We start from the raw sequence: 21,757 nt of genomic DNA, 5'->3' as shown, positions 1-21,757 counted from the left end.
GATTCCAACCCATACTTCGAAACAGCTGCAGACACGAATCTTCGTAAATTTTGACAGGATTGGTCCGCATTCGGATTGTTTTTCTGTACTTTCCCACCAAGAAGTCCCAAGAAATGAATACAAAGGATACAGTTGCCCCGGCCAAAAAGAAACTCACCGTCGTCGATGCCACGCTGATCGTGGCAGGTTCCATGATCGGATCCGGTGTCTTTATTGTTGCAGCTGACATGGGCAAATCCGTCGGCGGGCCCGGCATGATGATGGTTTTGTGGCTGATTACCGGCATCATGACCATCTTCGCTGCGCTCAGCTACGGCGAACTCGCAGGCATGTTCCCACGCGCGGGAGGGCAGTACATTTACTTGAAGGAAGCCTACAACCCCTTGGTCGGTTTCCTATACGGTTGGAGTTTGTTTGCCGTCATCCAAACAGGAACGATCGCTGCGGTCGCAGTGGCCTTCGCCAAATACACGGGGCAGATCTTTCCGGTTTTCAGCGAGAAAAACATCTTGCTGGAGTTTGGCAGCTTCAAGCTCACAGCGGCCCAGTTGCTCGGGATTTTCTCCATTTTCGTCCTCACCTTGGTCAATTCGCAGGGCATCAACTACGGAAAAATCATTCTGCGTGCCTTCACTTCTACAAAGCTGATTGCACTTTTTGGCCTGATAATCCTTGGATTGCTGGTATTTAGAAATCCTGCCGTTTGGGAAGCCAATGTTGCGCGCTTTTGGGAAATCGGCAGTTATGGCACCGACGAAGCTGGGAAATTGACCTTTTCCAATCTATCGACATTCGGGCTGATATTGGCCATGGGGGTCGGATTGGTGGGGTCGCTCTTCAGCAGCGACGCTTGGAACAATGTGACCTTTATCGCGGGAGATGTGGAGAATCCAAAGCGGAGTATTCCGCTGAGCTTGTTCTACGGAACGACTTTGGTCATCACACTCTACCTTTTGGTCAACTTTGCCTATTTGAATTTGTTGCCTTTTCACGGTGATCCGGCTGCGGCAGACGTCATGGGCAAAGGCATCATCTACGCCGAAAGCGGTCGTGTGGCCACGGGTGCGGTTTCGCAGATGTTCAGTGGCAATGCCGTCACCATCATGGCGGTACTCATCATGATATCGACGTTTGGCTGCAACAACGGCATCATTCTGTCGGGTGCGCGGGTCTATCAAGCCATGGCCAACGACGGATTGTTCTTCAAAAAAATGACCGCCAACAACAGCAAAGGCGTGCCCGGCGTGGCTTTGTGGATCCAATTCGGATGGGCTTCCTTGCTTTGTCTCTCCGGCAAATACAACGAATTGCTCGACTACGTCATGTTTGCGGTCATGCTCTTTTACATCCTGACGATCTTGGGCATTTTCGTTCTCCGGAAAAAAAGCCCGAATGTAGAGCGTCCCTACAAGGCATTTGGTTACCCCGTCATTCCCGCGATTTACCTCCTGATGGCGACTGCCTTTTGTGCTATTCTCCTTTATATGAAACCGGAGTACAGCGTCCCCGGATTGGCGATTGTCTTGGTGGGAATTCCGATTTACTTTTTTTGGAAGCGGGCGGGGTAACCCTCCAAACCGCAACAATTGGCCGCTCAGTGGATCAATTCGGTGGGTGAAAGCTGCGGTGGATTGCCTAACTTTCTCTTCCTAAATGTCCCGAAAATGAAATCATTCGTCGTCGCTGCCTTTCTGCTTCTGTTTGCTCAAATCGGTCAGGCGCAATCCAATGCCGCTTGGGAGCAGAACTTCATCGCCCCTGGCAATGTCATTTACAGCCTGATCGATTCGCATACGGATTCCGACGGAAATACCTATTTGCTGTGGATCGACCACGACAATGCCCATGCGGAATACCTCGCCAAGATCAGTCCTGCGGGCGGTATTGTTTGGCACGACACACTCGATATTCCCGGCAAGAAGTTCTCCGCAGGTTGGTTCAAGGGCAATCTGAGCGTCGTGGATGATCGCATTGTCATCGGCGCCATCACCTATCCATTGGCCAATGGCTATGCCGATGCGACGATCGTAGTTTATGACACCGCTGGAACAATGGTGAATTACAAAGCCAATACGATTTGGTGGCAGGCAACGCCTTGGAGGATCATCCAAAATGCGAACCATGAAGTCTGGTTTGTCTATTCGCAGGGATCCCCGTTTGACACTTCACCCATTTTGTATGCCAGCAAGTTTGATGCAGCATTGACCCTGCAATGGACCAAAACCTACCCCATGCCCAAGATTTGTTCGGATGTCGCGGCTGTCTTGGATGCGAATGACAATCTCTATGTGAGCTATTCGAGCGACAGCCTTGCACCCAATGGCCACAACATTCTGGCGAATACACGCAAAATCAGCACTTCAGGACAGGAAATGTGGCTGCGTCCAAGGCCGCTGACCAATTATCGGTATGCCACCCTCACAGGCAGCAACCTCGTCTTGGCCGGCAAAGCCTACAATTACACCAACTATGCGAGCAACGACACGGGCGATGCCGCGATCACCTTCATCGACATCAATACGGGCATCGAGGTCACGCATGACGTGTACAACAGCGCGGCGCCCGCACGTGAAATTTCCAAAGACATTTTGGTCGACGGCAATGGAGATGTCCTTTGGCTCGGCGTCGAAGGGGTTTCGAGCAACTTCGGGAACCCATCGTCCACCGTCGTGCGGAAGTACAATTCGGCCGGTAGCCTCTTGTGGAGCAACCAAACGCCAACCTATCCGACATGCAGTGCGCCCAACAACCTGACCCAAGACGTCTCTGGCGATTTCTGGATCAGCACCTGGGCTTGCCAACCCGCGCAAGGCATGTCAGAAGTCTCGCAACATTGGCGCATCACCAACACCGGCCAAATCGACAGCACGCTCAGCCATACGATCCATCCCTTGTTGCTCGGTCCACTTCACAGCACCGTCGATGCCCACGGCAGCCACTACGTCGCCTATCAACAAGCCGAATGCGGCGGCAACCGGGTGGGCGTCTTCAAATATGCCGGCACGCTGGATCCTGTTGCCATAGCGGAGGCGGATTTTCCAATGTCGGGGATAACCATCGCGCCCAATCCTGCGAGTGGGCAGACGACGATTTCGGCGAACGCCTCGCAAGCAGGCAGCGTAAGCGTACACGTGCGCGATGTTTCGGGCAAGCTGGTGTATGCGCGGAGCGTCGAGGTCAATCCTGGCGAATTCAGCCTTGATTTGGCGCTAGATGGCGTCAAAGCTGGAATCTACTTTGTGGAATTGACTTTGTCGGATGGCTTGATCGGGACCTGGAAACTGGTGGTTTTGGGGGAGTGACAAAAACAACATCTCGCCCTCACACTTCAGCCTCACACTGTTTCACTCATACCACTTCGAATACTTCACATAAGCTTCCGCGCTCCGGTTCAACCCCTCCAATTGCGCGGGCGAAAGGGGCTTGATCTTCCTTGCAGGAATGCCGGCATACAAAAATCCGGGTTCGAGCACTGCGCCTTCCAAGACAACCGAGCCTGCGGCGACGATCACGTCGGGGCCGACGACGGCTTTGTCGAGCACGACGGCATTCATGCCGATGAGGCAGCGGTCCTTGATTTCACAGCCGTGGATCACGGCGCCATGGCCGACGGTCACATCGTCGCCGACGATCGTCGGACTGTATTCAAAGGTGCAGTGCACCATCACCAAATCCTGGATATTGCTGCGCTTGCCGATGCGGATGCTGTGCACATCCCCGCGGATGACCACGCCGTACCAGACGCTGCTTTGGTCGCCGATTTCGACGTCACCGATGATCACGGCGTTTTCAGCCAAAAATGCGAGATTGCCAAGTTTCGGCGTAAAGCCTTTCAATGTTTTGATGATGGGCATGACATTTCAGTTTGGCTGCCAAAGTAGGCAAGAATTCCATTCGAAAGGTCACTTCCCATCAGCAGGCTTCCCCTTCTTTTTGCGCGTGTTCATTTTTTCGATCTCCTCATTGAGCTGTTGGAGAATATAACCCGGCGCGTCCCACACCGGCCCCTTTTCGAGATAGCTGACCAAGGATTGGCTTTCTCCCGTCTCAAACATGGAAAATCCGGATGCGCGCGTGGACCAACCGACTTCCCGCTCAAACAAGGTCACCGAGTCAATGCCCGAACCTGTGCTCCATTCCCAGGAATTGATATAAGGGCCGCGATCTTCCATTTCGGCTAAATCAATGAGGATTTACAGGGTGTAAATAACGGCTTCAGGAGGCGATTCCGTCCCTGTGACTACTCATCAAATCCGAGCAACCTCGAAATCTCAGCCCAAGCGGCACTGCGATTGTCTTCGTAGAGTCCCGCATCTGTTTCGCTTCCTGAATGTACGTATTCGATCAAGGCTTTGCCTTCCGCAACGACTAAATCAAAGGCATCGGTCAATTCGCGAAGAAACTTTGAATCCGCAGGATCGGAGAGAAATTTGGTTGCGAGCAAGGCATCGTATTGCCCTTGGACGGTTTCAATGCCGCCAATTTGTTCTTGTACGATCTTCTCGACTTCCTCAGCAGTATAGGTATCCTTCGTGAAGGCATCTGCAGCCTCGCCGATCACAAGGTATGTGTCGTACAGCAACAATCCGCCAGAACCGCCAAGCGCTTCCAATGCCTCATCTTTCCCAGTTTGGGCCTGCAATTGCGACCCGATCAACAACAACAATGCGAAGACAAACTTTTTCATAAGGGTAAAATTGATGCTGCAAGTTCGGCATTTTTTCGCTGCGAATCCATGACAATGCTCAGACTGAAAACCCGTAAATCCCAACAAGGAGCTGCCTGAGATTTGCACCTGCTTTGATGGTGAATTTCAATCCGTAGGCCTTTTCGGTAGGGTTTCCGTTTTCGGCAAATCTGGTTAACTTTGCCGCCGATAATTTTATCTGATTGAAAATGAAAATCCAAGAAAACCGGGTTGCAGTCGTGACCTACCTTTTGAAGGGCGATGATGGACTCGTGATACAGGAGGCCACCACGGAAAATCCCTTTGCTTTTATCCATGGCACAGGGCAGGTATTGCCAGCTTTTGACACTGCACTTTTGGGCAAAGTCGCTGGCGATCTCTACGAATTCCGCCTGACACCAGATGAAGGTTATGGTCACTATGACGATAGCCGCATCGAGGAACTCGACCCGCAAATTTTTGCCGAGGCTCCAGCCGAATACATCGTGGTCGGCGCTACGCTTCCCATGGAATTCAATGGCCATACTGTCTTCGGAACAATCACCGAAATCAGGCCTGACGCCGTTGTGATGGACTTCAACCATCCATTGGCTGGCAAAAGCTTGAACTTCTCAGGAATCGTCATCGAAGTGCGTGATGCAAGTGCCGAGGAATTGGCCCATGGTCACGTTCACGGACCCGGCGGTCATCACCATTGATTGGTTTGACCCCACAGGAAAAAGCCCGCACATCCAACGATGCGCGGGCTTTTTCTTTGTTCAACGTTCTGGCAAATCCGCAATCTGCCGACAATTGTTTCCTATTTGGTCAACAAAGGCGCAAACACATCCTCGGTGATGCCGATATCCGCCAAGGTTTGGCCACCCTTGATGTCCTTGAATTTCAAATCGGCCAGGCCGCTGCTACGCAGTCCGGAAATTTTGGTGCCGCCAGGAAGGGTCTGCCAATCACCCCAACCTAATCTGACGCCACCAATGGGCAGCACCTTCACCCAAAATTGCCAGGCATTGGGCATCCCATTCGCATCCAAATGCCAGAGGTAGCTGTCGCCCGGGGTGCGTCCGCCACCGCCATAGGTCACAAGCAATGATTTTGTACCGTCATCATTCGTAACCGTCTTCCGAATGGTTCCCGGATCACGTGCCTTGAAGGGCGCAATCAACCAGAAACTATCGTTCCAAAACCAAGTGATGCCTTTTTGCACGACTTTGTCTGCGGCTTCGCCTTCCAATTTGACACCGTCTTCCCAGGCCAAACCCGTCATCGTGCTGGGATCGGCCAAAGCAAGGTTGTCACTCCATTCGACTTTGACCAAGTTGCGCTTCTTGTCCCAGAGAATGTGGTGGCCGCCCTTGAAATAGGTGAATTCCAGCACACCGAGCGAATCCCAAGCGGGCTTGTTGATGGCAGCCAACATTTTGTCGGTCAGCGCCTCGGCTTCTGCCCCTTCGACGCCCTCAGGCAATCTTTTGTCCAGCACCAAGTAGCCGATCGTGCCACTGACGAGCAATATTCCGAGAATCCAAGCGGTGATTTTCAAGAGTCTTTTGAAGAATTTTTTCATTTCGAATGCATCGTCGGGAAATTGACATGCGTAACCATAACTGTGCAAACGGGAAAATGGCTATCCGTATTGAAAAAGAATTTCGGGGAGGTACTTCGTGTTGGCGGGAAACCGATTCGACAAAAAAATCAGAATTGCGCAATCAATGCCGGAATGTCTTGCATCAACGGGCTTTCGGCGTCTGCTTCGAATGCATTTCCAACCACGATGATGTCTGCACCCGCTTTGAGAATGGCTTCTGCTTGCTTTTTGTTGCGAATGCCGCCCCCGACAATCAGCGGAATTTCCACTGCGCCTGCCACAGCCGAGATCATTTCGGTGGAAATGGTGCGTTCTGCGCCGCTGCCGCCATCCATGTACAGCAATTGTAATCCGAGCAATTCGCCGGCCATGGCCGTGCAGGCTGCGATTTCAGGCTTGTCGTGCGGAATCGGCATGGTGTTGCTCATGTAATGGGCGGAGGTCGGGCGTCCGCTGTCGATGAGCATATAGCCGGTCGGGAGCACTTCCATGCCGCTTTGTTTGAGCAGCGGTGCGGCGACGACATGGTTGCCAATGAGCAAATCCGGGTTGCGGCCGCTGATCAGGGAAAGAAACAGAATGGCATCCGCACCGGGGCTGATTTGGTTGAGATTGCCCGGAAAGAGGATCACGGGCGGGCGCAGCACCTGCCTGAGCGCAGGTACGAGTACGCGGATGCGCTCGTTCAATAGCAGGCTTCCGCCCACGAAGACAAAGTCGATTCCTGCGGCATTGATTCTAGCGGCGAGCGCAGGCAATGCATCCACCTCCAACTTGTCGGGGTCGATCAAGATTGCAAAACCCTTTTTGCCTTCGGCCTTGAGGGCTTTGATCTGTTGGAGAATCCTGCGCATTTGCGGTCAAAGGTAGTGAAAAATCACTATTTCCAGTCGCGGCAGGCAGGGGCGATGCCTGAAACGTAATGTTCGATGACATTGAGCGGTACGGCGGTTTCGCTTCCGAGAAATCCGTTGATGTCGGAAAGCTTCACTTGCGCACGGTAGGCACGCAGGTAACGCGCGGAAATGGGCATGTAGCTCCAGTGCCAGCGTTCTTCCTGATAGCCGTTGGGCCGATCGGCACCCATTGCGGAGTAGGGTTGACAGAATCCATATTCCGCGGCATGGGCCTGTAACCATTCGTAGACTTTTTTGCCCGTTCCAGTGTCGAAAAAGCTGTTTTCCAAGCTATTGAGGTCCATGTCTGTGCCCCAATGGTGGCGCGAAGAACCGGGCATGGATGAATAACGCAGGATGGCCTTTGCACGTTCAGCCGGATCGGAAACGGCAGTACTCAGGTTTTTGCCACCCACGAGGGTGCGCCCCGACCATTTGTTTTCCCAGATTCCTTTTTGGTCATTGAAATTGCGCATGGCGGAGAGGATCACGAGCTTCACGCCATCCGCCGCGGCCGCGGCATGCATTTTTTCGAAGGCTTCATAAGGCCTCCCGCTGCAAGTAAATGCCTGATTTGGTCGTGTATTTTTGCGCAATCGGCACAAAGTCCGTGTCCTTGGCAGGGCTGATTTTGCCCAGCAGCTTTTCCAATGAAATCGTGTCCACCATCGGGCTGTCGATTAGGGCAATGGGCGAATCAACGGCAGTTGCCAATGTTTCAATGGCGGTTTGCGGCTGCGGATTTTGGGATTCAGGCGAACTGCTGCAGGCCAATGTTCCCAGCAGCAGCACCAGCATCAGGGCGGGCATCCAGATTCTCATGGGCCAAAGATAAAGGACTTTGCCGTAGGAAACATCGATTCAGCTTGAGCAATTCGACCGAAATCCCAGAATTGCCGGGCCAGAGAAACGCTTTTGCCCGAGCGGGACACCAAAGAAAATGGCCACCCGCTGAGGTGACCATTTCGAAATATTGGCACGTGAGACTCTTTTCAACGATTCAACTCGAAGTTGAACGGCAGGGTGACCCAAACCTTGATCGGCTTGCCGGCTTGGATACCGGGCGTCATTTTGAGCAAGTGAATTTTCTCGGTGACCGCACGGGTGAGGATCGGATGCGGGTCTTTGAGGACGATGTGCTTGACGTAGTTGCCCATCTTGTCGACCATCACGCGGAGGGTGACGCGGCCTTCGATTTCTGCTTCTTTGGCCATTTCGGGATAACCGATCAGCTTGCCCAATTCGTCGAGGTTGACTGCTTGGGGCTCTTTTTCGAGGAGGATGAACGTATCAGGTTTCAGGTCATCGTCCTCTTTTGGGAGTTCAGTCACAGCCACAGGGCAATTGGAGCAGGGCTCATTGGTGATGTCTGGCCATGGATAATCACCATTTTTGTCGCCGTCTTTGTTCACCGTTCCGAGCGCCACACTGTCTAGGGCATCAATTTCAGCGACAAACTTGTCGTCCTTGAGCAAGTCTTCCGGGGTTGGAACTGGCACCGTGGCATTTACCGTTGCCACATCAGGTGGTCGAGGTGGTTCGGGCACACTTGGAACAGGGGGCTCATCGATCTTTTTGGCTTCGAGTTCCACCTCTTGGGAAAAGTAAACCGTGTCATCGGCCTTGACCACTTCCTCCGTTTCGGGCATGATCCAAGCGATCATTTTAGGGAGACCCGTGATGGAAATGAAAAGTAGAAAAGTGATGAGCATGGCGCGGGTGAGGATACGGTTGTAACGCTTGCGCATGTCATAGGCACCGTAGTCCTTGGACCGTCCTTCGAAGACGATCTGATCGAGATCAGCATAAATTGGAGTATTCATATTCTTCCGTGGTTTTCCCTTCTAACGCGACCGTATTGAGATTTAGTATTGATTTATTCGAAGTATTTTTTGAGAAATCTTCCTAAATCGATGCAGCGGGGTCTGTTTCGAGGTTTGTGACCAAAGAAATTCTTTGAATTCCATAGGCTGCAAATACTTGAAACAACTGTTGGATGGCGGAATACTGCGCATTCTGATCTGCGACAATCACAACCCGAAAATCTCGCAACGTGGCAGGAGGATTGTTCAGGAATTCACCAAGTTCCACCCATTTGGCCCCCTTGGGATTCGTCGCAGAAAGGTCGACCCACGTTCGCCCGTTCTTCTCCACCCAAAATACGAGGCTAGCTCGATAGGAATGTGTATGCCCTTCGTAGCTCGACGTTGGAAGATCAACAGGAACCACAACGTGCCCAGACTCTTGACCAATGAACAAGAAATACACGATCAGCAGCCAAGCAATATCGGCAAGGCCGGTAAGATCTGGCAGAATGAACTTTTGGGATTTTCGCATGACTTCGTTTTTGGGGTTGAACGAAGTGGATACAAGATTTCTTATCAAGACTCCTTGGCACTCTGCAGGTTGCTGGTCGAATGAATTTCCAGATTACAAGCAGACACAACAACAAAGGCCACCTTGTGGGTGACCTTTGAGGTATTTGCGAGGAGAAATTTTCAGTATTAGTTGCAACCCGAGGCAAGACAATGTGCATCAAACCGCTTCCGCCCAACATTTGGGTAGGAATAGCCGTTGGTGTCAATCTGGTCATCGGCGGGATTGCCAGTGTTGGCACGGCAACCGGAACGGACAAAAACGTGCGAGATGTTCTTTCCATTCGAGGGGAAGCTCAAACTTGTGCCGCTGAGATTGTCGTGGTAGGACCTGCTGCAGTCATCATAGACAATCACTACTTGCCGGATCGATTTACAGGAAACGACATCGACGGATTCGCAGCCATGAAATGTGACGGTTACTTGGCTCCTGCATCCTTGACAGCTCCCGTCGGTCAGGGTCAAGTCCGGAATCGGGCAGCTTGCATAGCACCTGTCGATCACAAAAGGCGAACCCGATCCATTTGCATCATAGGCCCGCAAAATCTGAAGGGAGCCTGGCACCACCGCGCCAAAGAGGTTGTATTTGATGGCCTCCACCTCGATGGCCCAATCAAAGCAAGAACTTGGATACTGTGAGGAAAGCAACGGTGTAGAAATGGAAAAAGCATTTCGTGCCGGTGTCAAAGGATCATAGCGCCAATCATTGTTAACCACCGGCAAGTTGCCATTGGTTTGAATGGGTCCGTTTGGCGCAACCACGACATTGTAAGCTTGTGCAAACCAACCAGGAGCGAGCTGTACCTCCATATAGAGGGAAGACAAAGGAAATCCTTGCGATGTTTTGTACACCATCATCGAGCCCCAGTTGGGCATTCCGGGTGGACAAGCGACTTGCGTGTTTTGCGTATTGCAGAAGTCGACAATCAAATTGCCTGTTTCATCGGCTAATGGCAATTGATAAGCGTCGCAAACCGGATCCAAGGTAAGGCCTTGTATCGAGGGCCCTTCCGGCCGATTGGATTCCTCTGACAGAATTTCCTTTTCGCAACTCCAAATTGCGAGTAAGCCAACGATGGCCAAAAACGGGCGTAAAAGTGCTTTGCTTTTCATATTCGTGCTGATTTTTGATTCCTTCATTGCTGAGGATCGAGCATCTTCAGCAGACACAATTTCACGGATTGTTGCGAGAAATCCAATCAACAAACGAATATTCAGCCAAATATTTGCCTATTCCATCCTAGGATAGCGCAATGGGATCAAAAATCAACGATCCAAACTACTTGTGATCAGCGACCGCCTACGACAATCTTGGCCGTCTCAATCACAGCACCATCGAGGGTCGTAATGCGCATGAGGTAAACGCCATTGGGATATTCCGCGACGGAATGGACAAAAACGGAACCTTCCAAAGACTGCGAAGCGATGGTTTTTCCTTGCATATCGGTCACCGTAAGCAACAATGACTCCTGCAATTCACTTTCAATGGTGAGGAAGTTTTGGGCCGGATTGGGATAAAACCGGATACCCGTGGAGCGGGGCTCGGCAGTTGCAACCAAATTCCGGTATTCATCGCGGTACTTGGCGCGCTGTGGCTGGAAATTGCCCATTTGCACACGGCCCGTAATCTCCAGAATCGGAATGTGCACGCCATTGGCGAGGAATTTGATCGAACGCTGCACGTTGGCAATGCCAAATTGAAATCCGTTGAATGAAACACTGTCCACCCCATCGGTCTCGCTGACAACCCGCAAACATTCGATGCTGTCATAGGGGGTCATGATCACGCCCCAGCCATCGACCTCGTTGTAACGCGTTCCTTGTTGTGAAAACGAAAGCCCCGTGCCCAGGTCTACGCTGAAGCGATAGGTCGTGGTATCCCTGTCCAAATAATCCAAAGGAAATTGGAAGAGTTCGTCTTCGTCGCTGTAATAAGCAGCCAACGGGATTCCTTGGTTCCGAAATCCGACACCTTCTGCCCGAAAGTCATTGGTGGCACTGCGGTAGAAATTGTAAACATCCGTAAACTGAAAGGGACCGCCTCCGAGGGAGTCGGCAATCTTGGTTCCGTACTGATTCACGCCCAAAAAATAGAAGGCATAGACGGTCTGCAAGGAGTAAACATAGTCGCTGCGATCTTGGGAAAAGGGCTGCAGGTTGCGATAATCCCAAACATGGTTGGCGCCGGTACTGCTCACATCGATGAACATCGCATCCGTATTGCTCACGCGCAGGGTATCCCCCGGCTCCGGCATGTCGTTGTTGGTGATTGTAATTGGGCTCTGCGCAGCAGCGAAAAACGGAAGTGCGCAAACCAAAACGAGAAGCAGCTTTTTCATACAGAAACGATTACCTGCATCAAAGATAGCAACCGAAACTTGCCTGACCAATCTCCAAAACGACAGAAAGGCCGAATCCTGAGCATATTTTAGATGAGACTTATCACTTCCTCCCAAAAAGAGATCGCGACCACAAAAGGTCGCGACCAAATGGGATGCAACGCCCTGGCTTTCTTTGAATACGATTGCTACTTCATAGCATGCAGCGCCATCAGCAGCGAATCCTCGGTCGTCAATGGGGCAAGTGCATACTTCAAGGCATCGTTGATCTTGATTTCGTCCAGAATGTCAATCACATTTTTGTATTTGCTTCCCTTCGAAGGTTTGATCACAAACATCGGATCCCAGCATTGGCTTGCCCGAATTTGCTCGGCACTGGAATTGGGCGGGCAGCGGTCGGCGCGTCGATTCAGGTGGGTCTGTATCGCAGCACGAATACCCTCAGCGGAGAAATCCGTGGAATTTGCCGTAGGAGCCTCCAAGCCATTCTCGTAGGTCACGTAGAGAATCTTGTCATCTGCGCCGAGCAAAATCGACATTAACTTGGTCTGTGCGACCTCAACCTCCGCGTTTTCAGGCTGCGTGAGCAACATTGCCTTGGGGGAAGCCAAGGCGGTGGTCAAGATAAAAAATGTCAGGAGCAAGAAGGCGACATCCACCATTGCGGTCATGTCGATGCGGGTGGATTTCTTTCTTTGTCGGCGGGCTCCACCTTGGTGCTTGCCTCCGCCGGATTCGATTTCTGCCATATCTTGTTTTCTTTGGTGTTTCCATCAAAACGGCCGCAGATGCACATAAAGTATTGACTAGCAAAAGAATATTTTACCAAACGCAAAAACGGCGACCCGTTTCCGAATCGCCGTTTTCTATTTCATTTCGAGCGCTTACTTGAGCAGCTTGAAGTCGAATGGAATTGTCACCCAAACCTTGATCGGTTTGCCGGCTTGAATACCGGGGGTGAATTTGAGCATATTGATCTTGTCGGTTACCGCCTTCGTGAGGATCGGGTGAGGATCCTTGATCACCAAGTGCTTGACATAATCACCATTCTTGTCGACCTGCACACGCACGATCACCTTGCCTTCAATCTCAGCTTCCTTGGCCATCGGAGGATATCCGACCAACCCTTTGAGCTGATCCAGGTTGACCGGAGCGGGTTCCTTTTCCAAGAGCACAAACTCGTTGGGACCCACTTCCTTATCATCCTTGACGACAACCTCTTCTACACCTGTGCCTTCGATGTCGCCGAAGTCATAGGCCCCAGTGGTGCCTTCGACGGTTTCGGTACCGATATCGGCTTCGGTCTCCTCGAGTTTGTCCATTTCTTCAATGGTTTCCTCTTCGACCTCATCATCGGGTTTTGGGGTAGGTACCCTGAACTCGATTTGCGCGCGGACGGGTGGCGGTGCCTCTACAGGAGGTGGCGGTGGTGTCTCATCCAAGGGAGGAGGAGGTGGCAGGTTGGAAAGGTCGACCGTGATCGACTCAAATTCCTCTACGACCTCTTCGCTTTCCGGGAAAATCCATCCACTGATTTTAGGCCATCCGGTAAAGAAAACAAACAGCAGAAAGGCAATCAACGCAGATCGTTCCAAGAAACGATTGTATTTCTTGCGCATTTCATAAGCCCCGTACTCCTTTGAGCGTCCCTCGAAGACAATTTCATCGAGGTCAGCGTAGATTGTTTCACTCATATTCTTGATGCGCTTTTTCTGTTGAACGATAGGGACAACAGATTTCGTATGAGATTATTTCAAATTATTTTTCACCATCAACAAGGAGTCGTCTGGCGACACTTCGCCGAGTGCGTATTTAGGCACACTGTTGATGCGCATTTCGTCAAGAATATCCACCACGTTTTTGTATTTGCATACTTTGGTGGGTTTCAAAACGATGATCGGATCCCAACATTTGCTGGCCTTGATTTCTTCAATCTTGGCCCCTTTTGGACATCTCGTGGGGAATCGGTTAAGGTGCTTTTGAATCGCCTCCCTTGCTCCCGTTGCCGAGAAGTCAGTGGTTTCAATCGTTGGCTCCTTGCTCCCGTTCAGATAAACGTAGTAGTGCACCTTGTCGTTTTCACCCAAGAGAATGGTCATCACCTTCGATTCAGCTACTTCAAGCTGATCTTCGGGCTTATCCAATTTGGGCGGCTTGATCAATTCCATCGCCTTGGGTGTGGCCAAGGTGGTGGTCAAGATAAAAAACGTCAAGAGCAAAAAGGCTACGTCCACCATCGCGGTCATGTCGATGCGTGTGGATTTTTTCTTTTGCTTGGGGGCACCACCTTTGTGTTTCCCCCCACCTCCGCCGGTATCTACTTCAGCCATTTTATAATCCTCCTAGATGAAATGATCACTTTTCGGCAGGAGCTTCGGCACTTTCGGCTTCAGCAGCTTTCTTTTGGGGAGCATTGGGGTCAGCCTCCAAGCCCGTGATCAGGTTAAAACGATTGATGTTCACTTCTTGCAGGGTGGCAATCACTTTGTCCATTTTCTCAAAGGCCACATCCCTGTCGCCTTTGATGGCAAAGCGAAGCTCATAATTGGTACGCCTTGCAGCGTTGATCCATTCTTTGAGCTCATTGACCTGTCCACGCTCGGTATTCACGGGAATACCATGGTAGGGATACTCCTTGATTTTGTCGAGATCCTTTGTGCCCAGCCAATTTCCGAACTCGGCCAATGGCACGCCAAAACTTGGCTGATTGGCAAAGAAGGTCATCCCTTCCTCGGATACTGGCAGACTGTAGGTTTCGATCATCTTCTCGAGCATGCCCTTCCGGGTTTCCTGCGAAACGCCGACTACCACCATTCCACTCTTGTCCACGGTAATGATAAACAAGTTTTTGTCTTTCAATTCCGAGGTCGAGATCGAAGTCGGGGTATCGACAAGCACCTTGTCAGAAGCCTTGAACTTTGCAGACATGATGAAAAAGGTCAGCAGCAGGAACGCAACGTCCACCATCGCGGTCATGTCAATTGACGGATTTTTCCTCTTTGGTTTTACCTTAGGCATAATACCCTCCTTTTAAGGTTACAACTCCTTTTGACACCTATTTATTGTAGGGGTCAGCGGAAAAATCACTTGTGCGTCGTCGTCGTTTCGTACGTCTGCACGATGCTGTAACCGGCCTCATCGATCTGATAAGTCAAGGAGTCGATTTGAACCGTAAAGAAGTTGTAGAAGATAATTGCCAAAGCGGAAGTTCCGATACCGATAGCGGTATTCACAAGTGCCTCGGAAATACCTGTTGCAAGCTCGGTCGAGTCGGATGTTCCGGTGACGGCGAGTGCGGAGAAGGCCTTGATCATACCCAAAACCGTACCAAACAAACCGACCAACACCCCGATGGATGCGATGGTTGCAATGATCGGCAGGTTGCGCTCAAGCATAGGAAGTTCCAAGGTGGTGGCTTCTTCCAGTTCTTTCTGGATGGCCTCACGGTTGGTTTCCTTGTCGTGCACTGGATTGGCTTCGACCTCCTTGTACTTGGTAAGACCAGCCTTGACCACATTTGCGACAGAGCCGCGCTGTTTGTCACAAGCCTGAATCGCACCGTCGATGTCACCATCACGCAAGGCAAGGCGCACACGTTGTACAAACACGTCCACGGAGCCGGAGCCCTTGGCCATGAATACGACAGAGATGAGGCGCTCGATGAAAAACACCCATACCATCAAGAAGAGAGACATACCAATCGGAACGATGATACCACCTTTGTAGATGGTGCCTTGCATGTTGCCATCCAAGGGGTGACCGTCTGTCCAGTGCTTTGGAGCTTCACCGACTGATCCAGCCGCTTTCCAAGCATCCATTTGTGCAGCAGCTTCTTTGCCGCCCTCGAAGTTGTCTGGTGAACCGAAGACATATTTGAACACCACAAAGGCTACCACCAATGCCAGCACGATGACCAGGGCAGGGAACCAAGACTTCAAAGGATTAGATTTTTTGATTGTGCGGCCGTTATCGCCAGCACCGGTACCTACAGTTTTCATATCACGCTTTTACTAATTCAAAGTTTTTGGATGAATCCAGTAATCTTTTGCTAAGGAAGAAAAGTGAATACAATGAATTTCTTGAAATGAACGCTCAAGTTAGCTTGATCTTTTTTAATCGCAAAGATTTTTGAAAAAATTGGCCCCACATGTCTTCCAGCAGCAAACTTGTTACAATAAAACGGCGATCCCCCAAACTCTGCACGCGCAATTTGATGCGTGCATTACACAGTAAGGCGGACAAACCATGGGCCAAAGGGTAAAAAACAATGCCTGATGTTTCAGAAAGGGCACCTTCAGATTACCTGAGCAGTGCAATTTTCTTTACCCTTTTTTAGAGCATTTTGAGGAATCCGACTTCCTTTTCGCTCAGCAACCTGCATGTGCCGCGCGGCAAGCCTCTTTTGTCAAGCGGGCCAAATTGCACACGATCCAACGTTACGATCTCAAAACCAAGCTGTTCCACCATCCGCTTGACCACATGGTTGGCACCGCTTTGAATTTGAATGGCGAGCTCATTGAGTCCGCCGTTGGAAAGATATTCAACTTTGTCGGCCTTCACGACGCCTTCCTCAAGTGAAATTCCTTTTCTCATCGCCAAAATTTGGGTCTCGGAAACTTCTTTGTCGAGGCGTACATGGTAGATCTTGGTGAATTTACTTCCCGCCTGCGTCAGCTTTTTCGTCAAGTCGCCGTCGTTGGTCAACAAAAGCAGGCCGGTTGCATTGCGGTCGAGCCTGCCAACAGGATAAACGCGTGCCTTGGTATAACGCTCGGCAATTTCCATGACCGTATCGCGACCAAGATCGTCTTCTGTTGTTGCAAGCTTGTTTTTGGGCTTGTTCATCAACAGGTAGACAAACACCTTGATCCGCAACTCGTGGTCTTTGAAGACAACCTTGTCCTTGCCGGGCTGCACTTTGAAGCCCATTTCCTTGACAACTTTGCCATTTACCTTGACTTTTCCGTCGCTGATGAGTCCGTCGGCATCGCGGCGTGAGCAAATTCCGGAGAGGGCGACAAAACGGTTGAGGCGAATCGGCTCTTCAAACAAACCATGGCTTTGGTCTTGTTCCCGCTCGGCTTTTTCCTGCCGCTCCTTGCGGCGCTCGTTTTTACGTTCAGCCTTGGGGCTGATCTGTTTTTGGAAGCCGCCAAACTCCTCGGGCATCAATTTGGGCTTGGACTTGCTGTCTTTGCCTTTGACCTTTGCCTTCGGTTCATCGCGATCCTCAGCTTTGTGGTCGCGCTTGGACTTGCCTTCAGACGCCTGCGCTGACTTGTTGGCGGAATTTCCTTTGACAATCTGCGGCGCGGCGACCGATTTTTCGGATGCTGCTGTCTCTTGTCGAATTTCAGCAGGCTTTTTATTGTCTTTTCCCTTTGCCTTTGGGGCCTCTTTGGCTTCCAATCGTGCCTTTTGGGCGTCATCGAAGCGTTTTTGCTTTTTGTTTTCCTTTGGTTTGAGCAATCCCAGTCGCTTCAATTCGCGGCGGCGCGGCTTTGAGCGAACTTTAGAAGACGCTTCATCGCCGGATGGCGTTTTCGTTTCAGCGATTGTCGGCTCTGCGGCTATTGCCTTGGATTTGCCGGCGGCCTTTTTAGCAGCAGGTTTTTCCGCAGCGACGGGCGCATCAGCGGATTTGGCTTTGGAGGCGGCGGCCTTTTTGGCGGCTGGCTTTTCAGCAGCGACGGGCGCGTCAGCGGATTTGGCTTTGGAGGCGGCGGCCTTTTTGGCAGCAGGCTTTTCAGCAGCGACGGGCGCGACAACAGGCTTGGCTTTGGAGGCGGCGGCCTTTTTCGCGGCTGGTTTTTCAGCAGCGACGGGCGCATCAGCGGATTTTGCTTTGGAGGCGGCGGCCTTTTTGGCGGCTGGCTTTTCAGCAGCGACAGGCGCATCAGCGGATTTGGCTTTGGAGGCGGCGGCCTTCTTGGCGACTGGTTTTTCAGCAGCGACGGGCGCATCAGCAGGTTTAGCTTTAGAAGCCGAGGCCTTCTTGGCGGCTGGTTTTTCAGCAGCGACAGGAGGGTCAACAGGTTTGGCTTTGGAGACGGCTTTGGCCTTGGGTGCTGCTTTTGTAGCTGCGACCGACTTCTCGGTTGCGGCGGCTTTCACGGCCTTGGCGGCGGTCGGCTTTTCTTTGGGGCTCACGGCTTCGACTTTCTTGGTAGATGTCTTGGCAGCTGCTGTCTTTTTGTTTTCTCTTCCACGGATTATTCTTCCTCCAAATCCTTGATTCTAAATTCCCCTTCCAGGCGTTGGAAGGTGGCTTCTTCGTCTATTGTATCGGTTGGCTCGTCTTCTTCGACCGTCATTTGATGCAATTCATCCGCGGCTTCCATTTGCTCCACAAGATCTTCTCCATCACCTTCGGCTTCGTCGTCATTTACATACACCTTGAACTGCGCCTGAAAATCCTTCTCCTCCGAATTCAATTCGTCGAGTTTGGGCAAGTCACGGAGGTCATTCAACGCGAAGTACTCCATGAAAAACGGCGTCGTACCATATAATAAAGGTCTGCCTGCAAATTCGGCGCGACCGCGAATCTCGATCAGGTTCTTTTCCAACAGCTTGCTCACGGCGTAGTCGCAATTCACCCCGCGGATGAATTCGATTTCAGTTTTGGTGATGGGCTGCTTGTAGGCAATGATCGACAGGGTTTCCAAGCTCGCCCGTGACATCCGCCGGGTGCTTTTGGCCAAAACGGCATGCTTTACAAAAGGATAATAGTCCTTTTTGGTATAAAACTGGTAGCCGCCGTCGATCTGCTTGAGTTCGAAGACAAATTCGTCGCTCTGATACTTGGCCAAGAGCGCTGCGAGCGCGTCGTTGAGGACATCCTCATCGAATTTGATCCCAAAAAAATCCTCATTCTGGAAAATCTCCAGGAACTGTGTCGGCTTCATAGGGGCCGTCGGCGGCAAAAATGAGCGCCTCAATGATTTTCTGAACTTCCATCCGAGGTGCAAAGGTAGGCAGGGAATGGGAAAGTTTGGAATTTGAGTTTTGAGTCGAATCGGTTTCGTTTCAAGTCAGGAACCGACGTAGTGTCACCTACCATCCATTCGTATTGGGACCTACAGCTGTATACCAAAACCAATTCCAATCAAGGATGGCCTGAATTGAAAATCCCCCTTCCACATTTTCTGGCCTGGAATACGCATTTTGGGACTCATTCCAATTTGGCTGGCCAATTCCAAAAACAGCCTGTCCTTTTCGTGAACCTGCAAATACTTGACGAGGGAGAGCCGCAAGATGCCCGTCGTGCGCTTGTAGGTCACCGAGGGATCGGGCTTGTACTTGATAAATCGATATTTTGGAACATCTTCGACAAATCCACCTGATTCCACCCAGGCCACTGGATTCCAACTAAATCCAGCAGACAATTTTACTTTCCACGTTTTTGCGAAAGAGAATGACCCACCGGCACTCACGGCAATGTCCCAAAAACGCATATCCCTTCCCCGCACTGAATCCTGGGTCGTGAGATAGGTCACGCAGGGTTCGGAAAGGCAATCCGAGGCCATCCTGAAATTGTTTTTGGTGGCAGATGAGATCGTCGGGACGATGGAAAACAACAAGCCGAATCTACTTCCTATCGGATACGAAACATCAACCCCGATTCCGGCATAAGGTCCTGCCTTCAACAAATTCAGCTTTCGGAATTGGCCGTTTGGTACCACAACCCCGGATTCGATTGCAATATCCAGGTGGCATTTTTGTGCAAGACCAGCGCGCGGTGGTATTAAAAACGTAAGGAGAAACAAGCCGAAAAGAAGTGCTTTGGCGAAGGGTGTCATGGGTTCATCAATTGAAATTGAAGAAGATTCGGATTCTATTCACCGGAAAGCTCGCAACAATTTAGGGAACATGTATCAGGTGCAAACGTTTTGACACCATGGAACCGCAAGCCTGATTCTCCTAAAATTCAACTTCAGTTGTAGAAATGCAATCTCGGCGGGGGTGGTTCGATTCTGTATTTCCGTCTATTCTGGCCAGAGGCCAGTCGTTCGGGCGACGTGCGGCCAGAGGCCGCCGCCTCGCCTCATCCCTACTTCTCCCTCGCCACGGAATAATCCACCAAGGCGCGGAGGCTTGTTTTGCTGGGTGACTCGGGGAGGTGTCGAGGATGTCCATGGCTTCTTTGAGAAGTTGTTCATGACTTGCTCGCTGTAGGTGATACCGCCATGGTCGATCACGTATTGAATGACCCAGTCGACCGCAGCTTTGTCGGTGTTGTGGCGTTTGACGACGTTGATGATCTTGCGGCGCTGCGCCCAGCTTGCCTTGTTCGGCGCACGTGGATCAGCGGCAGGGTCATCTTTTTCCTTGATGTCGATGCCCAGAGGCTTGCCGACATCCGCCGTTCCGTAGTCAAAGAGATCGTCACGAATTTGGAAGGCCATGCCGATTTTTTCGCCCATGAGGCGCATCTGCTCGATGAATGGCGCATCGTCAGGCCGCGCGCTTGCAGCTCCGACTTCGCAGCAACTCGCAATCAACGACGCGGTCTTCTGCCGGATGATATCAAAATACACCGCCTCATCGACATTGAGCTTTCTGGCCTTCTCGATTTGCAGCAATTCGCCTTCAGCCATGAGTTTGACGGCATTGCTGGTGATTTTCAAGAGCTGAAAATCGTCGTGCTCCATCGACATGAGCAGGCCCTTGCTCAGGAGGAAGTCCCCGATCAACACGGCAATCTTGTTTTTCCAAAGCGCGTTGATGCTGAAGAAGCCGCGGCGTTCGTCGGCATCATCGACCACATCGTCATGGACGAGTGTGGCGGTGTGGAGCAATTCGATGAGGGCTGCACCGCGATAGGTGCTCGGAGTGATGCCGCCTAGCGAGATTGGCACTGAGCAAAACAAACATCGGACGCATCTGCTTGCCTTTGCGCTTGATGAGATACTGCATGATCTGGTCGAGCAGCATCACGCGGCTTTTCATCGCTCCCCGGAAGTACTTTTCAAATTGTACCAATTCCTCGGCGATGGGCGCTTGTATCGTCTCCAATGCGCGTTTTTCGACATCGCGCCAAAGTGTGTTTTATTTTGGGGAATGCCAGACTGATGATGCAAGTTTAGTCGGGCCGGATGGGTTTGATACAGCTGCCGCAGTGCACAAGTTCACCCACCCATTGCATTCCAAAAGTCCGCTCAGGCCTCGATTTTGACCGCTCAGCGCTGGAATGCTACATTTTGGCATCAAAATCCGCTACCTTCCCATTTGGGTTTTCTTACTGCTGAATTCAAGAAATGACTGTTCGCCATTGGTTCCTGAGCCTGCTTTGTTGTCGTGCCAACTTTCCGCCCTTCAAGCCAAGTACAAAACTCCGGCAGTTGCGCCTGAATTGCCTTCCATTGTCAATTTCGTTGAAAACAAGGGCCAATGGGATTCCTATATTCGCTATGAAACCGGCATTCCGGGGAAAGGTGTTTTGAGGATGGCAAATTGACCTACAACTTGCCAGGACCTCAGCCATTTGCACGACGACTATTTTCGTTGCCCGACCAACCGTGACCTCACCCCGATCAACTACCGTGGTCATGCATTTCAATTGGTCTTCGAAGGTGCAAGCGCAAATCCCGTCATTTCGCCATCAGAAAAACATCCGCAATACAACAATTACTTCATCGGCGACGATCCTTCCAAATGGGCCGGAGCCGTCGGGATTTATGGAGAAATTCGCTACGAAGGCATTTATCAGGGAATTGATGCAATTTCTATGGTCAAAGGACGCGATTGAAATATGATTTTGGGTATCTGCGGGGATCGGATGCACCAAGAGTTCGTTTGGAAATATGAAGGTTGGATGGCATTCGCGTCGAAGACGGGGATCTTGGTTTCCCGACGGGCATTGGCACGTTTCGCGA

At 51.2% G+C, this 21,757-nt stretch carries 23 protein-coding genes and 1 pseudogene; 4 read left to right on the top strand and 20 right to left on the bottom strand.

What is annotated here, in order from left to right:
* Positions 1-113 precede the first annotated feature (113 nt).
* Positions 114-1,568, top strand: coding sequence for an amino acid permease (locus tag IPN95_30535; protein MBK9453651.1), 1,455 nt, complete (start codon positions 114-116; stop codon positions 1,566-1,568).
* A 96-nt stretch (positions 1,569-1,664) separates the two neighbouring features.
* On the top strand, positions 1,665-3,302 hold the full coding sequence (locus tag IPN95_30530) for a T9SS type A sorting domain-containing protein (protein MBK9453650.1): 1,638 nt from the start codon (positions 1,665-1,667) through the stop codon (positions 3,300-3,302).
* 42 nt (positions 3,303-3,344) lie between these two features.
* On the opposite strand, the gene IPN95_30525 is transcribed toward IPN95_30530, so the two are convergent.
* The 3 genes from IPN95_30525 to IPN95_30515 all read right to left on the bottom strand — a co-directional run bounded on the left by IPN95_30525 (position 3,345) and on the right by IPN95_30515 (position 4,687).
* On the bottom strand, positions 3,345-3,854 hold the full coding sequence (locus IPN95_30525; protein ID MBK9453649.1) for a gamma carbonic anhydrase family protein: 510 nt from the start codon (positions 3,852-3,854) through the stop codon (positions 3,345-3,347).
* Between the two features lie 48 nt (positions 3,855-3,902).
* Positions 3,903-4,172, bottom strand: coding sequence for a hypothetical protein (locus IPN95_30520; protein ID MBK9453648.1), 270 nt, complete (start codon positions 4,170-4,172; stop codon positions 3,903-3,905).
* A gap of 68 nt (positions 4,173-4,240) precedes the next feature.
* Complete coding sequence (locus IPN95_30515; GenBank protein MBK9453647.1) at positions 4,241-4,687, bottom strand: hypothetical protein; 447 nt, start codon at positions 4,685-4,687, stop codon at positions 4,241-4,243.
* A gap of 209 nt (positions 4,688-4,896) precedes the next feature.
* Between IPN95_30515 and IPN95_30510 the strand changes: the two genes are divergently transcribed.
* Positions 4,897-5,385, top strand: coding sequence for an FKBP-type peptidyl-prolyl cis-trans isomerase (locus IPN95_30510; GenBank protein ID MBK9453646.1), 489 nt, complete (start codon positions 4,897-4,899; stop codon positions 5,383-5,385).
* A 101-nt stretch (positions 5,386-5,486) separates the two neighbouring features.
* On the opposite strand, the gene IPN95_30505 is transcribed toward IPN95_30510, so the two are convergent.
* From IPN95_30505 to IPN95_30425, 17 genes and pseudogenes are all read right to left on the bottom strand, one after another.
* Positions 5,487-6,251 (bottom strand): hypothetical protein, encoded by a 765-nt coding sequence (locus IPN95_30505; protein ID MBK9453645.1) that lies wholly within the window; start codon positions 6,249-6,251, stop codon positions 5,487-5,489.
* A gap of 128 nt (positions 6,252-6,379) precedes the next feature.
* A complete protein-coding gene (locus IPN95_30500) occupies positions 6,380-7,126 on the bottom strand; it encodes a geranylgeranylglyceryl/heptaprenylglyceryl phosphate synthase (protein ID MBK9453644.1) in 747 nt (248 codons plus the stop codon).
* Between the two features lie 26 nt (positions 7,127-7,152).
* Positions 7,153-7,695, bottom strand: coding sequence for a M15 family metallopeptidase (locus IPN95_30495; protein MBK9453643.1), 543 nt, complete (start codon positions 7,693-7,695; stop codon positions 7,153-7,155).
* A gap of 13 nt (positions 7,696-7,708) precedes the next feature.
* Positions 7,709-7,990, bottom strand: coding sequence for a hypothetical protein (locus tag IPN95_30490; protein ID MBK9453642.1), 282 nt, complete (start codon positions 7,988-7,990; stop codon positions 7,709-7,711).
* Between the two features lie 170 nt (positions 7,991-8,160).
* The gene (locus IPN95_30485; GenBank protein MBK9453641.1) at positions 8,161-8,991 is read right to left on the bottom strand and encodes an energy transducer TonB; all 831 of its coding nucleotides are present in this window, start codon (positions 8,989-8,991) and stop codon (positions 8,161-8,163) included.
* An 82-nt stretch (positions 8,992-9,073) separates the two neighbouring features.
* A complete protein-coding gene (locus tag IPN95_30480; GenBank protein MBK9453640.1) occupies positions 9,074-9,505 on the bottom strand; it encodes a biopolymer transporter ExbD in 432 nt (143 codons plus the stop codon).
* A 167-nt stretch (positions 9,506-9,672) separates the two neighbouring features.
* Positions 9,673-10,656 carry a hypothetical protein gene (locus IPN95_30475; GenBank protein MBK9453639.1) on the bottom strand — a complete coding sequence of 328 codons (984 nt, stop codon included), beginning with the start codon at positions 10,654-10,656 and terminating at the stop codon, positions 9,673-9,675.
* Between the two features lie 176 nt (positions 10,657-10,832).
* A complete protein-coding gene (locus tag IPN95_30470; protein MBK9453638.1) occupies positions 10,833-11,882 on the bottom strand; it encodes a T9SS type A sorting domain-containing protein in 1,050 nt (349 codons plus the stop codon).
* Positions 11,883-12,070: 188 nt separating this feature from the next.
* Positions 12,071-12,631, bottom strand: coding sequence for a biopolymer transporter ExbD (locus tag IPN95_30465; protein ID MBK9453637.1), 561 nt, complete (start codon positions 12,629-12,631; stop codon positions 12,071-12,073).
* A gap of 135 nt (positions 12,632-12,766) precedes the next feature.
* Positions 12,767-13,576, bottom strand: a complete 810-nt coding sequence (locus IPN95_30460) for an energy transducer TonB (protein ID MBK9453636.1) — start codon at positions 13,574-13,576, stop codon at positions 12,767-12,769.
* Positions 13,577-13,630: 54 nt separating this feature from the next.
* Positions 13,631-14,212, bottom strand: coding sequence for a biopolymer transporter ExbD (locus IPN95_30455; GenBank protein ID MBK9453635.1), 582 nt, complete (start codon positions 14,210-14,212; stop codon positions 13,631-13,633).
* Between the two features lie 25 nt (positions 14,213-14,237).
* Positions 14,238-14,900, bottom strand: a complete 663-nt coding sequence (locus IPN95_30450; GenBank protein ID MBK9453634.1) for a biopolymer transporter ExbD — start codon at positions 14,898-14,900, stop codon at positions 14,238-14,240.
* A gap of 65 nt (positions 14,901-14,965) precedes the next feature.
* The gene (locus IPN95_30445) at positions 14,966-15,880 is read right to left on the bottom strand and encodes a MotA/TolQ/ExbB proton channel family protein (GenBank protein ID MBK9453633.1); all 915 of its coding nucleotides are present in this window, start codon (positions 15,878-15,880) and stop codon (positions 14,966-14,968) included.
* A 334-nt stretch (positions 15,881-16,214) separates the two neighbouring features.
* On the bottom strand, positions 16,215-18,032 hold the full coding sequence (locus IPN95_30440; GenBank protein ID MBK9453632.1) for a pseudouridine synthase: 1,818 nt from the start codon (positions 18,030-18,032) through the stop codon (positions 16,215-16,217).
* Between the two features lie 62 nt (positions 18,033-18,094).
* Positions 18,095-18,787 carry an SMC-Scp complex subunit ScpB gene (gene scpB, locus IPN95_30435; protein ID MBK9453631.1) on the bottom strand — a complete coding sequence of 231 codons (693 nt, stop codon included), beginning with the start codon at positions 18,785-18,787 and terminating at the stop codon, positions 18,095-18,097.
* Positions 18,788-18,958: 171 nt separating this feature from the next.
* Positions 18,959-19,681 carry a hypothetical protein gene (locus IPN95_30430; GenBank protein ID MBK9453630.1) on the bottom strand — a complete coding sequence of 241 codons (723 nt, stop codon included), beginning with the start codon at positions 19,679-19,681 and terminating at the stop codon, positions 18,959-18,961.
* Positions 19,682-19,932: 251 nt separating this feature from the next.
* Positions 19,933-20,831, bottom strand: a pseudogene (locus IPN95_30425) (polyprenyl synthetase family protein).
* Between the two features lie 535 nt (positions 20,832-21,366).
* Between IPN95_30425 and IPN95_30420 the strand changes: the two are divergent.
* Complete coding sequence (locus IPN95_30420; protein ID MBK9453629.1) at positions 21,367-21,630, top strand: hypothetical protein; 264 nt, start codon at positions 21,367-21,369, stop codon at positions 21,628-21,630.
* The last annotated feature ends 127 nt before the right edge of the window (positions 21,631-21,757 follow it).

The organism is Bacteroidota bacterium (assembly GCA_016718825.1).
Taxonomy (GTDB): Bacteria; Bacteroidota; Bacteroidia; order J057; family JADKCL01; genus JADKCL01.
This window is presented reverse-complemented; position numbering and strand designations above follow the sequence as displayed.